Source organism: Polynucleobacter sp. UB-Piko-W3 (assembly GCF_018881635.1).
Lineage (GTDB): Bacteria > Pseudomonadota > Gammaproteobacteria > Burkholderiales > Burkholderiaceae > Polynucleobacter.
Map to the genome: position 1 here is coordinate 492,202 of NZ_JACVPY010000002.1, position 18,177 is coordinate 510,378.

General features: G+C 45.9%; 20 protein-coding genes. 18 read left to right on the forward strand and 2 right to left on the reverse strand.

Annotated elements, in window-relative coordinates:
* Nucleotides 1–44 precede the first annotated feature (44 nt).
* Both yaaA and ICN31_RS02790 read left to right on the forward strand, forming a co-directional pair.
* Nucleotides 45–821, forward strand: a complete 777-nt coding sequence (yaaA, locus tag ICN31_RS02785) for a peroxide stress protein YaaA (protein WP_216258360.1) — start codon at nt 45–47, stop codon at nt 819–821.
* Nucleotides 821–2,032: a DUF2863 family protein gene (locus ICN31_RS02790; RefSeq protein WP_216258362.1), complete on the forward strand. Its 1,212-nt coding sequence runs from the start codon at nt 821–823 to the stop codon at nt 2,030–2,032. Before yaaA ends, ICN31_RS02790 begins: the two co-directional genes overlap by 1 nt.
* Before the next feature lie 63 nt (nt 2,033–2,095).
* Here the strand turns inward: ICN31_RS02790 and ICN31_RS02795 are convergent, their stop codons facing one another.
* Both ICN31_RS02795 and ICN31_RS02800 read right to left on the reverse strand, forming a co-directional pair.
* Nucleotides 2,096–2,470, reverse strand: a complete 375-nt coding sequence (locus tag ICN31_RS02795) for a hypothetical protein (protein ID WP_216258365.1) — start codon at nt 2,468–2,470, stop codon at nt 2,096–2,098.
* 13 nt (nt 2,471–2,483) lie between these two features.
* Nucleotides 2,484–3,473, reverse strand: a complete 990-nt coding sequence (locus ICN31_RS02800) for a malate dehydrogenase (RefSeq protein ID WP_216258367.1) — start codon at nt 3,471–3,473, stop codon at nt 2,484–2,486.
* 149 nt (nt 3,474–3,622) lie between these two features.
* On the opposite strand from ICN31_RS02800, the gene ICN31_RS02805 reads away from it, so the two are divergent.
* The 16 genes from ICN31_RS02805 (at nt 3,623) to trpB (ending at nt 18,174) form a co-directional block, all read left to right on the forward strand.
* Nucleotides 3,623–4,360 (forward strand): GntR family transcriptional regulator, encoded by a 738-nt coding sequence (locus tag ICN31_RS02805; RefSeq protein ID WP_216258369.1) that lies wholly within the window; start codon nt 3,623–3,625, stop codon nt 4,358–4,360.
* 131 nt (nt 4,361–4,491) lie between these two features.
* Entirely contained in the window at nt 4,492–4,911 is a 420-nt protein-coding gene (gene sdhC / locus ICN31_RS02810) for a succinate dehydrogenase, cytochrome b556 subunit (RefSeq protein WP_216258371.1), read from the forward strand.
* A 24-nt stretch (nt 4,912–4,935) separates the two neighbouring features.
* Nucleotides 4,936–5,301, forward strand: coding sequence for a succinate dehydrogenase, hydrophobic membrane anchor protein (gene sdhD / locus ICN31_RS02815; protein ID WP_216258373.1), 366 nt, complete (start codon nt 4,936–4,938; stop codon nt 5,299–5,301).
* Between the two features lie 4 nt (nt 5,302–5,305).
* Nucleotides 5,306–7,084, forward strand: a complete 1,779-nt coding sequence (sdhA, locus tag ICN31_RS02820) for a succinate dehydrogenase flavoprotein subunit (protein ID WP_216258375.1) — start codon at nt 5,306–5,308, stop codon at nt 7,082–7,084.
* Nucleotides 7,085–7,100: 16 nt separating this feature from the next.
* On the forward strand, nt 7,101–7,805 hold the full coding sequence (locus ICN31_RS02825; protein ID WP_216258377.1) for a succinate dehydrogenase iron-sulfur subunit: 705 nt from the start codon (nt 7,101–7,103) through the stop codon (nt 7,803–7,805).
* Nucleotides 7,802–8,071, forward strand: a complete 270-nt coding sequence (locus ICN31_RS02830) for a succinate dehydrogenase assembly factor 2 (RefSeq protein WP_216258379.1) — start codon at nt 7,802–7,804, stop codon at nt 8,069–8,071. Before ICN31_RS02825 ends, ICN31_RS02830 begins: the two co-directional genes overlap by 4 nt.
* Nucleotides 8,072–8,127: 56 nt before the next feature.
* Nucleotides 8,128–9,441, forward strand: coding sequence for a citrate synthase (gltA, locus tag ICN31_RS02835; protein WP_216258381.1), 1,314 nt, complete (start codon nt 8,128–8,130; stop codon nt 9,439–9,441).
* A gap of 18 nt (nt 9,442–9,459) precedes the next feature.
* Nucleotides 9,460–10,869, forward strand: coding sequence for a 3-isopropylmalate dehydratase large subunit (gene leuC / locus ICN31_RS02840; RefSeq protein ID WP_216258383.1), 1,410 nt, complete (start codon nt 9,460–9,462; stop codon nt 10,867–10,869).
* Between the two features lie 12 nt (nt 10,870–10,881).
* Nucleotides 10,882–11,097 (forward strand): hypothetical protein, encoded by a 216-nt coding sequence (locus tag ICN31_RS02845; RefSeq protein WP_216258386.1) that lies wholly within the window; start codon nt 10,882–10,884, stop codon nt 11,095–11,097.
* 24 nt (nt 11,098–11,121) lie between these two features.
* On the forward strand, nt 11,122–11,769 hold the full coding sequence (leuD, locus tag ICN31_RS02850) for a 3-isopropylmalate dehydratase small subunit (RefSeq protein WP_216258388.1): 648 nt from the start codon (nt 11,122–11,124) through the stop codon (nt 11,767–11,769).
* Between the two features lie 21 nt (nt 11,770–11,790).
* Entirely contained in the window at nt 11,791–12,861 is a 1,071-nt protein-coding gene (gene leuB / locus ICN31_RS02855; protein ID WP_216258389.1) for a 3-isopropylmalate dehydrogenase, read from the forward strand.
* 32 nt (nt 12,862–12,893) lie between these two features.
* On the forward strand, nt 12,894–14,051 hold the full coding sequence (gene asd / locus ICN31_RS02860) for an aspartate-semialdehyde dehydrogenase (RefSeq protein ID WP_216258397.1): 1,158 nt from the start codon (nt 12,894–12,896) through the stop codon (nt 14,049–14,051).
* Entirely contained in the window at nt 14,051–15,409 is a 1,359-nt protein-coding gene (locus ICN31_RS02865; RefSeq protein WP_216258399.1) for a FimV/HubP family polar landmark protein, read from the forward strand. Before asd ends, ICN31_RS02865 begins: the two co-directional genes overlap by 1 nt.
* 18 nt (nt 15,410–15,427) lie before the next feature.
* Nucleotides 15,428–16,255, forward strand: a complete 828-nt coding sequence (gene truA / locus ICN31_RS02870; protein ID WP_216258401.1) for a tRNA pseudouridine(38-40) synthase TruA — start codon at nt 15,428–15,430, stop codon at nt 16,253–16,255.
* A gap of 17 nt (nt 16,256–16,272) precedes the next feature.
* Complete coding sequence (locus ICN31_RS02875) at nt 16,273–16,950, forward strand: phosphoribosylanthranilate isomerase (RefSeq protein WP_216258403.1); 678 nt, start codon at nt 16,273–16,275, stop codon at nt 16,948–16,950.
* 30 nt (nt 16,951–16,980) lie between these two features.
* Nucleotides 16,981–18,174 (forward strand): tryptophan synthase subunit beta, encoded by a 1,194-nt coding sequence (trpB, locus tag ICN31_RS02880; protein ID WP_216258406.1) that lies wholly within the window; start codon nt 16,981–16,983, stop codon nt 18,172–18,174.
* The last annotated feature ends 3 nt before the right edge of the window (nt 18,175–18,177 follow it).

An 18,177-nucleotide genomic window follows, 5' to 3' on the forward strand; every position in this document is an offset into this window, starting at 1 on the left:
CTAGTAGTCGCTAGAATGGTAAAAATTCATATACAAATTGTGCCATGCTGATCGTACTTTCTCCCGCTAAATCCTTGGATTACAAGACCCCAGTCAAGGTCAAAACCTCGACCTTGCCTGAATTTGTCTCGGAATCAGCCAAATTGATTGCTGATCTGAAAAAGCTATCCCCTCAGGATGTAGCTCAGTTGATGGGTTTATCTGATCAATTGGCCGCTTTGAATGTGGGTCGCTACCGCGATTGGACCAAGAAATTTACCGCAGAGAACAGCAAGCCAGCCATCTATGCTTTTGATGGAGATGTCTATGATGGCTTTGACGTCAAAACCCTGAATGCCAAGGCTGTCGACTTTGCCCAGGACCATATCCGGATTTTGTCTGGTCTTTATGGTGCCTTGAGGCCCTTAGATTTGATGCAAGCCTATCGCCTAGAAATGGGTACCGCATTGCAGAATGCGAGAGGCAAAGACCTCTATTCTTTTTGGGGTAGTCGGGTTAGCGATTCGCTTAAGCAGATATTAGAAAAGCAAAAAAAGCCTGTGCTGCTCAACTTAGCCTCTGAAGAGTATTTCAAGGTCTTGCAGCCTAAAGACTTGGGTTGTCCCATTATTTCTCCGGTATTTCAGGATGGCAAAGACGGAAAATACAAAATCATTTCGTTTTATGCCAAACGGGCACGCGGTTTAATGGCGCGTTATGTAGTTGAGAATCGCATTACTGATCCCGCAGACTTAAAAGGTTTCAATTTGGATGGTTACAAGTATTTTGCGGCAGAATCTAAGCCTGATAAGCCAGTGTTTAGAAGGGCAGAGAAAAAATAATGGCCGTACATCGTACCAAGTCCTCGCAACGTAGCTCTCCTGAGGTTGAGAAGCTTGTAGCTGATGCCATTTCTTTGGCCGCCTCTGGCAGCCAAATAGAGGATCGCTTTTGGGAAGAGCGCCTGAATGTTCGTTTAATGCGTTTACTGAAAAGTCAAAATCAAAATGTGATTGATGCGGCCTTGGATCAAACCTTTCGTATTAACACGGTAGCCTTTGAAGTGCTCGCAGATTCTGCTGAAACCTTGGCAGAATCTCTTAAGATGGAGCACGAAGGACAAGAGTGGGACGTTCTCTTGTTAGCAATGCCCATCGTTGCGCATACCCGTTATCAAATTCCGTCTGGGCCATTGCAAGTAAGTATGGTGGAGGCTACCGCGCAAGCTTTGCATTCCGCTATCGCGGCGCCCGATACCCGTCTTGCCATTGTTCCTTGGCTCTATAGCATTGATCAGATGCCGCATTCGCACTGCCAAACGCGCATCTTGACTGAATCTTTGGCGAATGCGGCGATCTGCAATCAGGATGTGAAGTTAGAGTTGCGCGATATGTCTGAGACGATTGCCGTTTTGGCGGATCCACGTTTTATCATTGCCGCCATTAGCGCCCCAACTGGTACACCCATTTTCCGTTGGCAAGCCGAACCTCCGGCGCGTCAAGAGCGAGGAGTGAGCTTGATTGGCTGGCAAAACGCGATGCATGAGCCGATGGCCTCCTTGTTGCCAGGCTGCGAGTTCGAGCTTCTATTGCCAGAGTCTTATTTCACAAATTGCCGTTTGGCTGATAAGCATGTGCGCCCCTTAAGTATTCGGGCAGCAGTCAACTACCTTGAGAGCAGTCTAGGTATTTTGCCTGCTGGCTTATCCTGTGTAGTCGGTGCATTTGGTGAAGAACAGGCCGATGAGTACCGTATTTCCTTTAGCGCAAAAGGCTCTTCAGAGATCATGTATGGCGTGATCTGGCCTTTATATGATCGCGAGAGTGTTGCAAGCGATGCTTTAAATGATTTGTCAGATGACGAAAGCCCGATTAAGAAAATATGCGATGCATTGCATGATGCTGGCGTTGAAGATGTCTTTCGCCATGCAATGCTCTTTGATCCAGAGCTCTGTGATGATTGTGGAGCACCTCTGTTTCCGGATCGCTCAGGTGAAGCTGTGCATGCTGAGATGCCTGACGATGCACCATCACAGCAACCTTTATTTCATTAGAAACAACAAGCAATAAAAAAGCCGAGGATCTCTCGGCTTTTTTATTTGATGCAATGTGAGAAATTAATTTTGCACAAAGGGCTCTGCACCAGCAAACAAGTGAGGTAACTTGCCTGCCTTCATTTCTGCGGTTTGGCAGAAATCAGCTAGTCTTACGCCAGCTCTAATATTAAACAGCATTGCTTTGTTGCCCAACACTACAAGGTCATGCCCACTGTTCGTGTTTTTATAACGCAAGCTGCCTGGCAATGAAGTTTGACGCTCTAATTCATATGTCTTGGAATCCCAAGTTAAGCGAATCTTCTCAATCGTGCCAGAAGTTTTGAACTGTTTACTTTCGCTGCAGGACCATGTGAATACTTCTTCACTAGCGCTAACATTCGCAGCGGAAAAAATTCCGGCAAGTACAACGCTGATGGTGAGAAGATTCTTTTTCATGTGTTAATTTTCCTTAGGAAAGTAAATGCTTCACACCGGCCTGTTCTTCAAGCAATTCATTGAGGGTATGAGTCATACGCTCGCGGGAGAATTCATCAATCTCTAAACCTTCGATCATTTTGTATTCACCGTTTTCGCAAACTACCGGGAAACCATAAATCACTTCAGCTGGTATACCGTATTCGCCCTTAGAAGGAATTCCCATGGTAACCCATTTGCCATTGGTGCCAAGCACCCAATCATGCATGTGATCGATAGCGGCATTTGCTGCAGAGGCTGCAGATGAGAGCCCGCGCGCGTCAATGATGGCTGCGCCACGCTTACCAACAGTTGGAATGAAGGTGTCTTTGTTCCATACAGGATCATTGATGGAGTCTTTTACAGACTTGCCATCGATGGTTGCAAAGCGATAGTCTGGATACATCGTTGGACTATGGTTGCCCCAAACTACCAGTTTCTCAATATTCGCAACAGGCTTCGCTAACTTATTAGCCAACTGTGAGAGCGCGCGATTGTGATCAAGGCGCAACATCGCTGTGAAGTTTTTCGCAGGAATATCAGGGGCAGATTTCATGGCAATGTAGGCATTGGTGTTTGCTGGGTTGCCAACAACCAAAACCTTGACCGTTTTCTTAGCCACTGCGTTCAAGGCTTTGCCTTGAGCTGTAAATATTTGCGCATTAGCGGAGAGCAAATCTTTGCGCTCCATACCAGGGCCGCGTGGGCGTGCGCCGACTAAAAGGGCGATATCAATATCTTTAAATGCAGTCATTGGGTCGGAATGAGCAGACATGCCTGCCAATAGCGGGAATGCACAGTCTTCCAATTCCATCATGACGCCGGCGAGGGCTTTTTGAGCTTTTTCGTCAGGGATTTCCAGTAATTGAAGGATTACAGGCTGATCTTTGCCTAAAAGGTCGCCATTGGCGATGCGAAATAAAAGGGAATATCCGATTTGACCGGCTGCACCGGTTATAGCGACGCGCATTGGGGCTTTTGCCATTACTAAGAACTCCAGGGGAAGGTTAATTAATCAAAACTTTTCTATTATCCATTCAAGTGTATGGATTTTCGTTTTACACTATCAGTGACGTCTTATATAAGACTAGAATTACCTTAAATTTTATCCAATTGATATGAACTGGAGTCAGTTTGTCAGAAGTAAATTTGCCTGTTGCCTCATTTAGCCCGCTCTACGAGCAGATTAAGGCGATGATTTTGGCTAGCCTGCAAGCGGCCGAATGGCTTCCAGGGGCTGTGATTCCTAGTGAAATGGAGTTGGCTGCGCGCTATGCAGTAAGCCAGGGCACCGTTCGCAAGGCCATTGATGAGTTGGCAGCCCAAAATCTATTGGTTAGACGCCAAGGGAAGGGCACCTTTGTTGCCACCCACCAAGAGGACGATTGGCAATACCGTTTTTTACGTTTAGCACCAGATTCTGGTGAGAAATTTCTTCTGACTAGTCATTTTTTGTCCTGCCAGAAGACTAAAGCAAACTCTCATATTGCCAATTTGCTTAAATTAAAGGCAGGTGACACCGTGATTCAAATTGATCGGGTTCAGAGCTTTGCGGGCAAACCCGTTGTTTTTGAAGAGATTTGGCTTCCTGCAACGCGCTTTAAGGGTCTCGATCTGGATGCGCTCAATGCCTGGAATGGTCCGGTATACGCGCTTTACGAGAGCCAATTCGCTACGCATATGGTGCGAGCGGAGGAAAAGATTAAAGCGATATCAGCCGATGGGGCCTTAGCGAGCCATCTCCATTTGGCAGCTGGTTCGCCTCTGCTTTCTATAGAGCGGGTAGCCTTTACCTACGGGAATAAACCAGTAGAAATTCGGCACGCCAGGTACGACACTTCGGAGCAGCATTATGAGAATAAATTGAACTAAACGGACCCGTTAAAACCCCCATTTATCGCTTTTAAACACTAAAAATCCTCACCACCGCTAAGGTTTCCAATAGAATATGTTGCGACACAACAAAAATACATTACACCTTTACATAAGCATAGAGATTGCCCATGGTTGATGCACAGCAAGATGTAAAAAAAATGAGACCGGTTTATCGAAACATTGGTCTTGCCCAGTTGGTGAAATACCGTCTTCCTTGGGCGGGTAAAGTTTCCATCCTTCACCGTATTAGCGGGGCAGCCCTGTTCCTCTTATTACCATTTATTCTGTACTTATTCGATCAGAGTCTCGCTTCTGAATTAAGTTACCAAAAATTCCAAGACTTTACTGGCAACATCCTAGTAAAAATCATTTGCCTTGGCTTGATCTGGGCGTTCTTGCACCACTTCTGTGCTGGAATCCGCTATCTCTTACTTGATTTAGAGATCGGTGTTGAAAAGTCTGAAGCTAATCGCTCAGCGATCATCGTTCTTTTCCTTGGCTTGGCTTTGACAGCGTTAGTCGGCCTTAAATTATTTGGTTTTTACTAAGCGTTTCTATATTTAGGATATTTCATGCCCATTTATCAAATTGGACCAAAGCGATTAGTTGTAGGCGCTCATTACGGTCTTAAGGAGTGGATCATCCAGCGCGTCACAGCGATTGTGATGGTGGTGTTTACGATTGTTTTGTTAGTTGACTATTGCATTACTGGTAGCGCAACTTATGAAGGTTGGTCTGCCTTGTTTGCTAATCAGTTCATGAAGCTTCTAAGCCTTTTAGCCTTGTTCAGCTTGTTCTATCACGCCTGGATTGGTGTACGTGATATCTGGATGGATTACATCAAGCCCGTCAGCATTCGTTTAACGCTGCAAGTATTGACCGTACTTTATCTAGTGGCTTGTGCAGCCTATGCGGTACAAATTTTGTGGAAAGTGTAATTCGATGACTGCGATTCAAAAATCATTGCCCCGTCGCCGTTTTGATGCGGTTATTGTTGGTGCGGGTGGCTCAGGTATGCGTGCTTCGTTGCAGCTAGCAGAAGCTGGCCTCAATGTTGCTGTGCTAAGCAAAGTATTTCCAACGCGTTCACATACTGTTGCAGCGCAGGGTGGTATTGGTGCCTCACTGGGCAATATGAGTGAAGATAATTGGCACTATCATTTTTATGACACCATCAAAGGCTCTGACTGGTTGGGTGATCAAGATGTGATCGAGTTCATGTGTCGTGAAGCTCCCAAAGCAGTCTATGAGCTTGAGCATTTCGGTATGCCATTTGATCGTAACCCAGACGGCACGATTTATCAGCGCCCATTTGGTGGCCATACTGCAAACTATGGTGAGAAGCCAGTGCAACGTGCTTGTGCAGCTGCTGACCGCACTGGTCATGCAATGCTTCATACTTTGTATCAACGTAACGTACGCGCTAAAACAAACTTCTTTGTTGAATGGCTGGCGCTTGATTTGATTCGTGATGACGTGGGCGATGTTGTTGGTGTTACTGCTCTGGAAATGGAAACAGGTCAGGTTTATATCCTCGAGGCCAAGGTTGTCTTGATGGCAACTGGTGGTGCTGGACGTATTTGGGATGCATCAACCAACGCATTTATTAATACTGGTGACGGCATGGGCCTTGCAGCTCGTGCAGGGATTCCGTTGGAAGACATGGAGTTCTGGCAATTTCACCCAACTGGCGTAGCAGGTGCAGGCGTGTTGTTGACAGAGGGTTGCCGCGGTGAAGGCGCTATTTTGCGCAATAAAGATGGCGAGCGTTTTATGGAACGTTACGCACCAACCTATAAAGATCTGGCACCAAGGGATTTCATTTCCCGTTGTATGGATCAAGAGATTAAAGAAGGGCGCGGATGCGGCCCTAACGGTGATTATGTGGTGCTTGACTTGACGCACATTGGTGCTGAGACCATCATGAAGCGCCTTCCTTCTGTATATGAAATCGGGATTAACTTTGCGAACGTTGACGTGACCAAGGAGCCTATTCCGGTTGTGCCAACCATTCACTATCAAATGGGTGGTATCCCAACCAATATCCATGGTCAAGTCGTTGTGCCTGCGAATGGCAAACATAACGAAGTCATTAATGGCCTATATGCCATTGGCGAGTGCTCATGTGTTTCTGTGCATGGTGCAAACCGCTTAGGTACAAATTCATTGCTTGATCTTTTAGTATTCGGTCGTGCAGCTGGTAATCACATTGTTGGATTAAATCTGAAGAATCGTGAGTTCAAATCATTACCTGCCAATGCTGGTGAGCAAACGATGGCTCGTATTGCTGTCTTAGATAACTCTACTTCTGGTGAGTATGCCCAAGACGTTGCAAACGACATTCGCAAAACCATGCAGAAATATGCCGGTGTATTCCGTAATCAAGAGTTAATGGATGAAGGTGTTCGTCAAATGGCTAAGCTGACCGAGCGTGCTAAGCATCTCTGGGTCAAAGATAAGTCAGCAATTTTCAATACTGCTCGGATTGAGGCTTTGGAAGTCGCTAACTTGGTTGAGACTGCTAATGCAACCATGCTTTCTGCTGCAGCTCGCAAAGAAAGTCGCGGTGCACACTCGCATGATGATCATCCTCATCGTGATGATGATCACTGGATGAAACATACCCTTTGGTATAGCGAGGGCAATCGTTTGGACTACAAACCAGTCCAGTTAAAGCCATTGACCGTTGATTCAGTTCCTCCAAAAGAACGTACTTTTTAAGTAAAAGAGATAGAAGATGAGTGATATCCGTATATTTGAAATTTATCGCTACGATCCAGATGTCGATGCAGCTCCTCGCATGGAACGCTATGAGCTAGAGCTTACTGGCGAGCGTATGTTGCTAGATGCTTTGATCTCCTTAAAGAAGCAAGACGAAACAATTTCATATCGTCGTTCATGCCGCGAAGGTGTGTGTGGTTCAGACGCAATGAATATCAACGGTAAAAATGGCTTGGCTTGTTTGACTAATATGTTGACTCTGCCTAAGGTCATCACATTGCGTCCATTGCCTGGCTTGCCAGTCGTGCGGGACTTGATTGTTGATATGACTTTGTTCTTCAAACAATACTTGTCTATCAAGCCTTACTTAGTCAATGACAATCCACCTCCAGAAAAAGAGCGTCTCCAGAGTCCTGAAGAGCGTGAAGAGTTAAATGGTTTGTATGAGTGCATCTTATGCGCCTCATGCTCAACCGCATGTCCATCCTTCTGGTGGAATCCGGATAAATTTGTTGGTCCAGCAGGTTTGTTGCAGGCGTATCGCTTTATCGCTGATAGCCGTGACGAAGAAACCTCACAGCGTTTAGATAACTTAGAAGATCCGTACCGCCTGTTCCGTTGCCATACCATCATGAATTGTGTAGATGTATGTCCTAAGCACCTCAACCCAACAAAGGCAATCGGCAAGATCAAGGAGTTGATGGTTCGTAGGGCAGTATGACCCTGAGTAATGCAGAGTTGTATCGCCTCAAGAGTGATGCTCGAAGAGGCTTACTCGAGAATGATTTAATTCTGCAACGTTTTTTTGATCGCTATGGCACTCATTTAAGCGCAGAAGATGGAAAGGTTTTGAGTCAGTTGCTGGCCTTAGATGACAATGACCTCATGGATTTGTTGATTGGTCGCAAAGATTCTGTAGCGGTACTGGAGAAAGAGATGCAGTCTGACTCTTTCAAAATGGTTTTACAAAAGCTGAGAGAGAAATAATTCAGCATTTGAGTAAATAGTGCACTAATAATATTTTGAATGACTAAGGATTAGAAATGATTGAATCGGACATCAAAGCAAAGCTCTCGTTTTCGGATGGCACTCCAGATATTGATCTACCAATTTACAAAGGGACAGTGGGCCCTGATGTAATCGATATTCGTAAGCTCTATGGTCAGACCGGTAAGTTCACTTACGATTCAGGTTTTCTCTCCACTGCTTCTTGTAATAGCAAAATCACTTACATCGATGGCGATAAGGGTGAATTACTCTATCGCGGCTATCCAATTGAAGAGCTAGCAAATAAATGCGACTTCTTAGAAGTTTGCCATCTCTTAATTAATGGCGATTTACCAAACGCTCAAGAGAAAAAAGATTTTGAAAATATGGTGATACACCACACCATGGTTCATGAGCAAATGCAATTCTTCTTGCGTGGATTCCGTCGCGATGCGCATCCAATGTCCGTTTTGACCGGTTTAGTTGGTGCTATGGCGGCCTTCTATCATGACAAGATTGATTACAGCGACCCGTATGCTCGCGAAGTAGCGCAAATTCGTCTGGTTGCGAAGATGCCAACTTTAGTAGCCATGGCTTATAAGTATTCTATCGGGCAGCCATTTATCTACCCAGATAACTCTTTGTCTTACACCGCTAACTTTATGCGCATGATGTTTGCAACGCCATGCGAAGAGTACAAAGTGAATCCAGTATTGGTACGCGCCTTGGATCGTATTTTCATTTTGCATGCAGACCATGAGCAAAATGCCTCTACATCAACTGTGCGTTTGTGTGGCTCTTCGGGTACAAATCCATTCGCCGCTATCTCTGCTGGTATCGCTTGCCTTTGGGGTCCAGCTCACGGCGGAGCAAACGAAGCTTGTTTGCAAATGTTAAATGACATTCAGGCAAACGGTGGTGTTGATAAGATTCATGAATTCATTGCTCAAGTAAAGGACAAAAATTCAAGTGTTCGTCTAATGGGCTTTGGTCACCGTGTATACAAAAACTTTGATCCACGTGCCAAGCTGATGCGTGATACTTGCTACGAAGTATTGAATGAATTAGGCCTACAAGATGATCCTTTATTCAAATTGGCAATGACACTTGAAAAAATTGCCTTGGAAGATGAATATTTTGTTAGTCGCAAACTGTATCCAAACGTAGACTTCTACTCAGGCATTGTTCAGCGTGCACTTGGTATCCCTACGGATATGTTTACCTGTATTTTTGCTTTAGCAAGAACAGTTGGCTGGATTGCTCAGTGGGAAGAGATGATTACTGATCCAGAGTACAAGATTGGCCGCCCACGTCAATTGTATGTCGGCGCAACTACTCGTAAAGTTCCGGACCTCTCGGTTCGCAAGTAAAAGAATTTAAGGCCGCTCATGTCTCGTACGCTTTATGACAAATTGTGGGATGACCACGTTGTTTACTCTGAAGAAGATGGCACTGCAACGATCTATATTGATCGTCAGCTCTTGCATGAGGTAACTAGTCCTCAAGCATTTGAAGGATTGAATTTGGCTGGACGTCCAGTCTGGCGCATTTCTGCCAATTTAGCGGTCTCAGATCACAACGTACCGACAACAGATCGCTCTGAAGGAATCGCCGATCCCATTTCGAAGTTACAAGTAGATACCTTGGATCAAAACTGTGATGCCTTTGGTATTACTCAGTACAAAATGAATGATGCTCGCCAAGGGATTGTTCATGTCATTGGGCCAGAGCAGGGAGCAACATTACCTGGCATGACTGTGGTCTGCGGCGATTCCCATACTAGTACGCACGGAGCATTTGGTGCATTAGCCTTTGGTATTGGTACCTCTGAAGTCGAGCATGTATTAGCAACGCAAACTTTGCTCATGAAAAAGAGTAAGAATATGCTGGTAAAAGTAGACGGCCGTTTACAGCCTGGTTCTACTGCTAAAGACATCGTGCTTGCTGTCATCGGGAAGATTGGCACGGCAGGTGGCACGGGTTCTACTATTGAGTTTGCTGGTGAAGCCATTCGTAATCTCTCGATGGAAGGTCGCATGACCCTTTGCAATATGGCAATTGAAGCTGGTGCAAGATCTGGCCTCGTTGCTGTAGATGAAACCACGATTGAATATATTCAAGGTCGTCCATACGCTCCTAAAGGCCAAGCGCTATTGCAGGCTATGCAATATTGGCGAACCTTGCACTCTGATTCGGATGCAAAGTTTGACGTAGTAGTCGAGCTGCGCGCTGAAGAAATTGCTCCTCAAGTCACTTGGGGAACTTCGCCAGAAATGGTGCTTGCTATCAGTGAATCTGTTCCTGACCCAGAAAAAGAGCGTGATCCTAATAAGCGTTCCGCAATGGAGCGCGCGTTAGAGTATATGAACTTGATTCCCAATACACCACTGAGCAGCATCTCAGTGGATAAGGTGTTTATTGGCTCTTGCACTAATAGCCGTATCGAAGATATGCGCGCTGCAGCTAAGGTGGTTGATCGCCTTGGTAAGAAAGTAGCTGCTAATGTGAAGTTAGCGCTGGTTGTTCCTGGTTCAGGATTAGTCAAAGCCCAAGCAGAGCGCGAAGGTTTGGATCGCATCTTTAAGGCCGCTGGTTTTGAGTGGCGTGAACCTGGTTGCTCAATGTGCCTAGCAATGAACGCTGATCGTCTTGAGCCAGGCGAGCGCTGCGCCTCTACCTCCAATCGTAACTTTGAAGGCCGTCAGGGTAATGGTGGCAGAACCCATTTGGTAAGCCCTGCAATGGCTGCTGCTGCTGCGATTGAAGGGCATTTTGTTGACGTTCGTAAGATTTCATAAAGGTAATCAGAAATGAAATTCTCCCCAGTATCTTTAATCGCGAGATTGGCTATTGTTGCCATTGCCGGTTTAGCAATTGCTGCTTGCAGTAATACTATCGAAGGCATGGGCAAGGATTTGCAGACTATGGGCAAATCAATGGAAGGCTCAAGTGGTACGCAAAATAGTACTCAGAATAATCAGTCTCAAACTAAGGGTAAAGACGTTATCGTTACTCCTGTGAAGTAATCATCAAGAGTCAAAGTTAGAATCATGGATAAATTTACGGTATACAAAGGTTTAGTTGCTCCACTCAATCGTGAGAATGTGGATACCGACGCCATCATTCCGAAACAGTTTCTGAAATCTATTAAGAAGACTGGTTTTGGTCAAAATTTGTTTGATGAGTGGCGTTACTTAGACCATGGTGAGCCAGGGCAAGATTGCAGCAACCGCCCTATTAATCCTGATTTCATTCTCAACCAAGCTCGATATAAAGGCGCAGGCATTTTGCTGGCTCGTAAGAACTTTGGTTGTGGCAGTTCACGTGAACATGCGCCTTGGGCACTTGATCAATTCGGCTTTAGGGCAGTGATTGCGCCTAGCTTCGCCGACATTTTTTACAATAACTGCTTCAAAAATGGCCTTCTACCTATTATTTTGACCGAATTACAGGTGGATCACTTATTCAACGAAACCTTGGCATTTAGTGGCTACCAGTTGACTATTGACCTAGAGGCTCAGCAGGTCATGACCCCTGATGGCACCGCATATAGCTTTGAAGTAGCCCCATTTAGAAAGTATTGCCTTATCAATGGTCTAGACGATATTGGCTTAACTCTGCGCCATGCAGATAAAATCAAGGCTTATGAAGCCGAGCGCATTCTCAAAATGCCGTGGCTTGCGACACAATTGCCGTAATTTTAGATTTAAAGGCCTTTCATGAAAATTGCAGTTCTACCGGGCGATGGTATCGGCCCGGAAATCGTTGCTCAAGCCGTTCGAGTGCTCAAAGCACTCGGCCCAAACTTTGATTTGGAAGAAGCTCCTGTAGGTGGTGCTGCCTATGATGTGGCAGGCCATCCATTGCCGCCAGCAACTCTTGAGTTGGCTAAAAAAGCAGATGCTATTTTGTTTGGCGCGGTGGGTGATTGGAAATATGACACGCTTGCACGCGAACTGCGTCCAGAGCAGGCTATCCTAGGTTTACGCAAACACTTAGAGTTATTTGCTAACTTCAGACCAGCGATTTGTTATCCAGAGCTGACATCTGCATCTAGTCTAAAGCCGGAAATTATTGGCGGGCTCGATATTTTGATCGTCCGTGAACTGAACGGCGATATTTATTTTGGTCAGCCCCGTGGTATTCGTACTTCAGAGTTACCATTATTTAAAGGCGCACGCGAAGGTTTTGACACCATGCACTACAGCGAGCCTGAAGTCGAGCGTATTGCTCACGTTGCCTTTGAAGCAGCACGTAAGCGCGGTAAAAAAGTCTGCAGCGTTGATAAGGCAAATGTTTTAGAAACATCACAGCTTTGGCGTGAAGTGATGATTCGGATATCCAAAGAGTATCCAGACGTTGAGCTATCCCACATGTATGTGGATAACGCAGCAATGCAGCTGGTCAAAGCCCCTAAGGCATTTGATGTAGTGGTAACGGGCAACCTGTTCGGTGATATTTTGTCTGATGAGGCTGCAATGCTGACTGGCTCCATTGGGATGTTGCCGTCTGCATCCTTGGATAAGAACAATAAAGGGCTATATGAACCAAGCCATGGTTCTGCACCCGATATCGCCGGTAAAGGCATTGCTAATCCATTGGCGACCATTCTGTCAGCGGCAATGATGCTGCGTTATTCCTTGGGAATGCCTGCACAAGCTGATCGAATTGAAAAAGCCGTACAAAATGTATTAGCGCAAGGCTTTCGTACTGCCGATATTTATACCGAGGGCACCAAAAAGGTCTCTACTATACAAATGGGTGATGCAGTAGTTGCAGCACTTTCATAAAACGAAATTGAAAATTGATTAAATAGTTCATCATGGCAAATACAAAAACACCATTGGTTGGTTTAGTTGGCTGGCGTGGCATGGTCGGCAGCGTTCTCATGGATAGAATGTTGGTCGAAAAAGATTTTGACTTGATTGAGCCAGTTTTTTTTAGCACCAGCCAAGTACGCGGCGAAGTGCCATTAATGAATGGCAAAAAAGTCACCAAAAGCGAAAGCACTTTACAAGATGCGAATGACGTCAAGGCCTTATCACGCTGCGACATCATTCTCACTTGCCAGGGTGGCGACTATACCAATGATGTCTTCCCAAAGTTGCGTGCTGCAGGTTGGAATGGCCATTGGATTGATGCAGCCAGCGCTCTGCGCATGAAAGATGATGCTGTATTGGTCTTGGATCCTGTAAACCGCCCTGTGATTGATAAGGCATTAGCTGCTGGCGGCAAGAACTGGATTGGCGCTAATTGCACTGTAAGTTTGATGATGATGGCAATGGGTGGTTTGGTGAAAGCAGACATGGTGGAGTGGATTAGCGCTATGACTTACCAAGCAGCATCTGGTGCTGGAGCACAAAATATGCGCGAATTGCTTTTGCAAATGGGCGCTTTGCGTGACAGTGTTGCTACTGAATTAGCCAATCCTTCATCTTCGATTTTGGATATCGATCGCAAGGTTACTGAGACACTGCGTTCGCCAGGCTTTCCGAAGGAAAATTTCCGTAATACCGCCTTGGCTGGTAGCGTGATTCCATGGATTGATGTTCCTGTTGAGAATGGTCAAACAAAAGAAGAGTGGAAAGGCGGCTCTGAGTTCAATAAGATTCTTGGTCGTCCGGCCTTTCGCACTCCAGGCAGCATTCCTATTGATGGTATTTGTGTGCGTGTTGGCGCCATGCGTTGCCACTCACAAGGCCTAACAGTGAAGTTGAAGAAAGATATTCCACTGAAGGAAATTGAAGCTCTTTTGGCGAACGATAACCAGTGGGTCAAAGTAGTTCCAAATGATCGTGAAATCACTGAACGTGAATTATCACCAGCGGCAGTGAGTGGCACTATGACCGTACCAATCGGCCGTCTGCACAAATTGGCGATGGGCCCAGAGTATCTTGGTGCATTTACTGTCGGCGACCAGCTCTTATGGGGTGCAGCTGAACCATTGCGCCGTATGCTCAGAATCTTGCTAGAAAAATAATGTTGAGAAATTACCAACTTCGCTTTGTAAAGGCACTTTGCTTGGTTTGGCTTGGTTGGTCTTGTTCGTCTTGGGCAATCTCTTTAGGCTCTCCTGTCTTGCAGTCGAAGTCTGGTGAGCCTCTTCGAGTAGAAATTCCAATTCGGGTTGGGGCTGATGAGCAGGCTGTTTTAGATAGTATAAAAGTAAGTACTTTACCTAAAGCTTCGTATGAGCGCCTTGGCATCTCTCAGATGATTTTGGATCTCAATCCACAGTTATCTATTTATCGCAATTCCCAGGACCGCTTGGTCATCTTGGTGGAGACGGTCAATGCTATCCCGATGACTGACGATCCCTTCGTAGATGTATTGGTAAATCTGAATTGGTCTAGCGGTAGCATTACCAAAACATATACTTTGCTGATAGGTGATGCTCAAAAGGTTCTAGTAAGGCCTGGTCAAACTCTTTCTGAGATTGCTGTAATGATGGCGCCGCAATTAGATGGCGCTACTTTAGATCAAACTATGATGGCTTTATATAAAGCTAATCCAGATGCTTTTGCTAGTGGCAGCATTAATCGTTTAGCTGCCGGAGCTGAATTAAATAAGCCAAGTCAAGCATTGCTTCGCTCAATTAGCCCAGCTGAGGCTAATCAATTTGTTGCTGAGGCCAATGCACTATGGCATTCAGAGCAGGGTGGAAATGGGTCGCAAGCTCAAGCTCAATCTGCTAATACGCAGACTGAGGAAGTTGCTTCAAAAGATCGCTTAAAAATTGGCTCAAGTGTGGACGGCAATGATCAAGAGCGTCGCTATACAGAAGAGTTGGTTGCTCAAGAAAGACAACTAGAGGAGGCGAAGGCTCGAGTTACTGAGATGGAAAAGAATGTTGCAGAATTGCAGCGTCTCCTAGATAAGCCGAAGGAGAAAAAAGTCGTTGAGAATATTTATGGATTAGATGGATTTGGACCAGCCATTTTTGGGGCTACTTTCATTGCATTAACGGGTGTTCTGTTATGGGTCTTTGCTCGTAATGCTCGCCGTTCAGAACTTACTAGTTTCAATACACCAGACGAGCTCGCTAGTGCTCCCCTTGAAATGCATGCGCGCGCCAAAACGCTTTTTGCTGGGATCGATTTAGATCTTTCTAAGGCTGCAATAGAAAAGCCTCAAGCAACATCTCCGCCCATTTCTGATTCATTAGCAGATACCCTGCGCGTCAAGCTCAATCTAGCGCGTGCTTACATTACGATCGAAGATTTTTCTGCCGCCAAGAAGTCTTTGGAAGAAGTGCTGCAGGTTAGTAATTCAGCAGACTCCATGATTACGATTGAGGCTAAAAGCCTGCTCGCGGAGCTCTCGCATCGCAATGCCTGAGGTCATGAGGGTATTTCAATGCGAATAGCCCTTGGTCTTCAGTATGATGGCAGCCCATATTCTGGCTGGCAAACACAAGTCGATCAACATTCAGTGCAAGATGAGCTGGAGAGAGCAATTACAGCTTTTGTTGGGGAGTCCTGTAAAGACTTTCCGATTAAAACTATCACTGCGGGCAGGACGGATGCTGGTGTTCACGCATTAGGGCAGGTGATTCACTTTGATACCCATGTAGAGCGTGAAGATTTTTCATGGGTCAGAGGAGTCAATTCATTTCTACCGCCATCGATTGTAGTTAATTGGGCTAAGCTTGTTCCTGATACTTTCAGCGCTCGATTCTCCGCATTTGAGCGCACTTATATTTATGCCTTACATATTGGACCATGCCGCATACCAATGGTGCATTCTCGTGCGGGCTATTTAATGCTGCCGCCTCATCAGCAGCTTGATATTTCTGCAATGAAGAATTCAGTAGAGTGCTTGATTGGCGAACATGACTTCAGTTCTTTTAGATCATCAGAGTGTCAGAGTAAGACCCCAGTAAAAACAATCTATGCCATAGACATTGTTTCTGATGAACCATGGTTGTATTTTCGGATTCGCGGCAATGCTTTTTTGCATCATATGGTGCGCAATTTAGTGGGATGTTTTCTGCAGATTGGCCAAGGACGACAAGAACCAGAGTGGATGACCCAGGTCTTGGCTGCCAAAGACAGAAAGATGGCAGCCCCCACATTTATGTCTGATGGCCTCTATTTGGCCAAAGTTTCATATCCGGAGGAGTTTGGCATCCCGGCACCTTGGTTGAAAAACTCCTTGTTGCCTGCCCAGTTAACCAACTCCTAAGGCCTTATCATTACTTTATGGGCTTACTTACTTACTCTCCGAGTCTTACCAGGGTCAAAATCTGCGGTTTGAAGACCTCTGCCGATATTGACGCGGCTATTGCTGCCGGGGTTGATGCGGTCGGCTTTGTCTTTTACCCCCCAAGTGTGCGCGCTGTAAGCCCCAATGTAGCTGCCCAACTGATTTCCAGGCTTCCAGTTGGTGTTGATGCGGTTGGATTGGTCGTAAATGCTACGGATGAGCAATTTGCCGCAATTAAGACCATCGCCCCAATCACTTTATGGCAGTTTCATGGGGATGAGTCCCCAGAGCGCTGTAGTCAGCTTGCAGATGGACGGCCATGGATAAAAGCAGCCCGAATAGGACAAGACTTCGCATTTAGCGAATTTTCCCTACAATATAGGCAAGCAAACGCTTTTCTGCTGGATGCCCTAGTCGAGGGTTATGGTGGCGGAGGCGTTCCTTTTGATTGGCAAGGAATTCCACAGACATGGGTAAGCGAAAACGCGCCTCGGGTCGTTTTGAGTGGTGGATTGAACACGCACAACGTGGGCGAGGCGATTGCGCGCCTGCATCCTTGCGCGGTTGACGTCTCTAGTGGCGTCGAAAGCAGCAGGGGTGTAAAAGATCCTGCGCTCATGGCTGAATTTGTAAAAGCAGTGCGCGCAGCAGATGAGAAATCATCATCCCAATAATTTGCTGTAGATAAACCAAAAGAGGTAGCTATGTACGACAAGCCAGATGCACGAGGACACTTTGGTCCTTACGGCGGCGTGTTTGTTTCTGAGACGTTGATGTTTGCATTAGATGAGCTCAAAGAGGCCTACGCTAAATATCAAAACGATCCAGAGTTTATTGAAGAGTTTCATTACGAGCTTAAACACTTTGTGGGTAGGCCGTCACCGGTTTATCACGCTAAGCGTTGGAGTGAAATGCTGGGCGGAGCGCAAATCTACCTGAAGCGCGAAGACTTAAACCATACAGGTGCACACAAGATCAACAATGTGATTGGCCAAGCGATGCTGGCTAAACGCATGGGTAAGCCACGCATTATTGCCGAGACAGGCGCAGGGCAGCACGGTGTTGCTACTGCCACTATTTGCGCACGCTTTGGTCTGGACTGCACGGTATATCAAGGTTCCGTTGACGTAGCTCGTCAGGCACAAAACGTCTACCGCATGAAATTACTTGGAGCCAAAGTAGTTCCTGTGGAATCAGGAACTAAAACATTAAAAGATGCACTGAATGAAGCGATGCGTGATTGGGTCACCAATGTAGAAAATACTTTCTACATCATTGGTACCGTAGCTGGACCGCATCCCTATCCTATGATGGTAAGAGACTTTCAGAGTGTGATTGGGGAAGAGTGCAAAGTACAAATGCCAGAGATGACTGGTCGTCAACCTGACTATGTATTAGCTTGTGTTGGCGGTGGCTCAAATGCCATGGGTATTTTTTATCCTTACATTGATTTTCCAGAAGTGAAGTTAGTTGGCGTAGAAGCTGCAGGACATGGACTTGGTAGTGGTTTACATTCGGCTGCACTGTGTGTTGGTAAGCCCGGTGTATTGCATGGCAATCGCACTTACTTATTGCAAGATGAGAACGGCCAGATTTCTGAAACGCATTCTGTCTCAGCTGGAATGGACTATCCCGGTGTTGGTCCCGAGCATGCTTGGTTAAAAGATTCTGGTCGCGCTGACTATGTTGCCATTACTGATGAAGAGGCACTCAAAGCCTTCCATGACTGCTGCCAAATTGAAGGCATTATTCCTGCGCTAGAGTCAGCTCATGCGATTGCATATGCTTGTAAGCTGGCCAAGACTTTGCCGAAAGATAAAACTATCTTGATCAACCTCTCTGGCCGTGGCGATAAAGATATGCATACCGTTGCGCAAGCAACCGGCTCCGAAGGTTAAGTA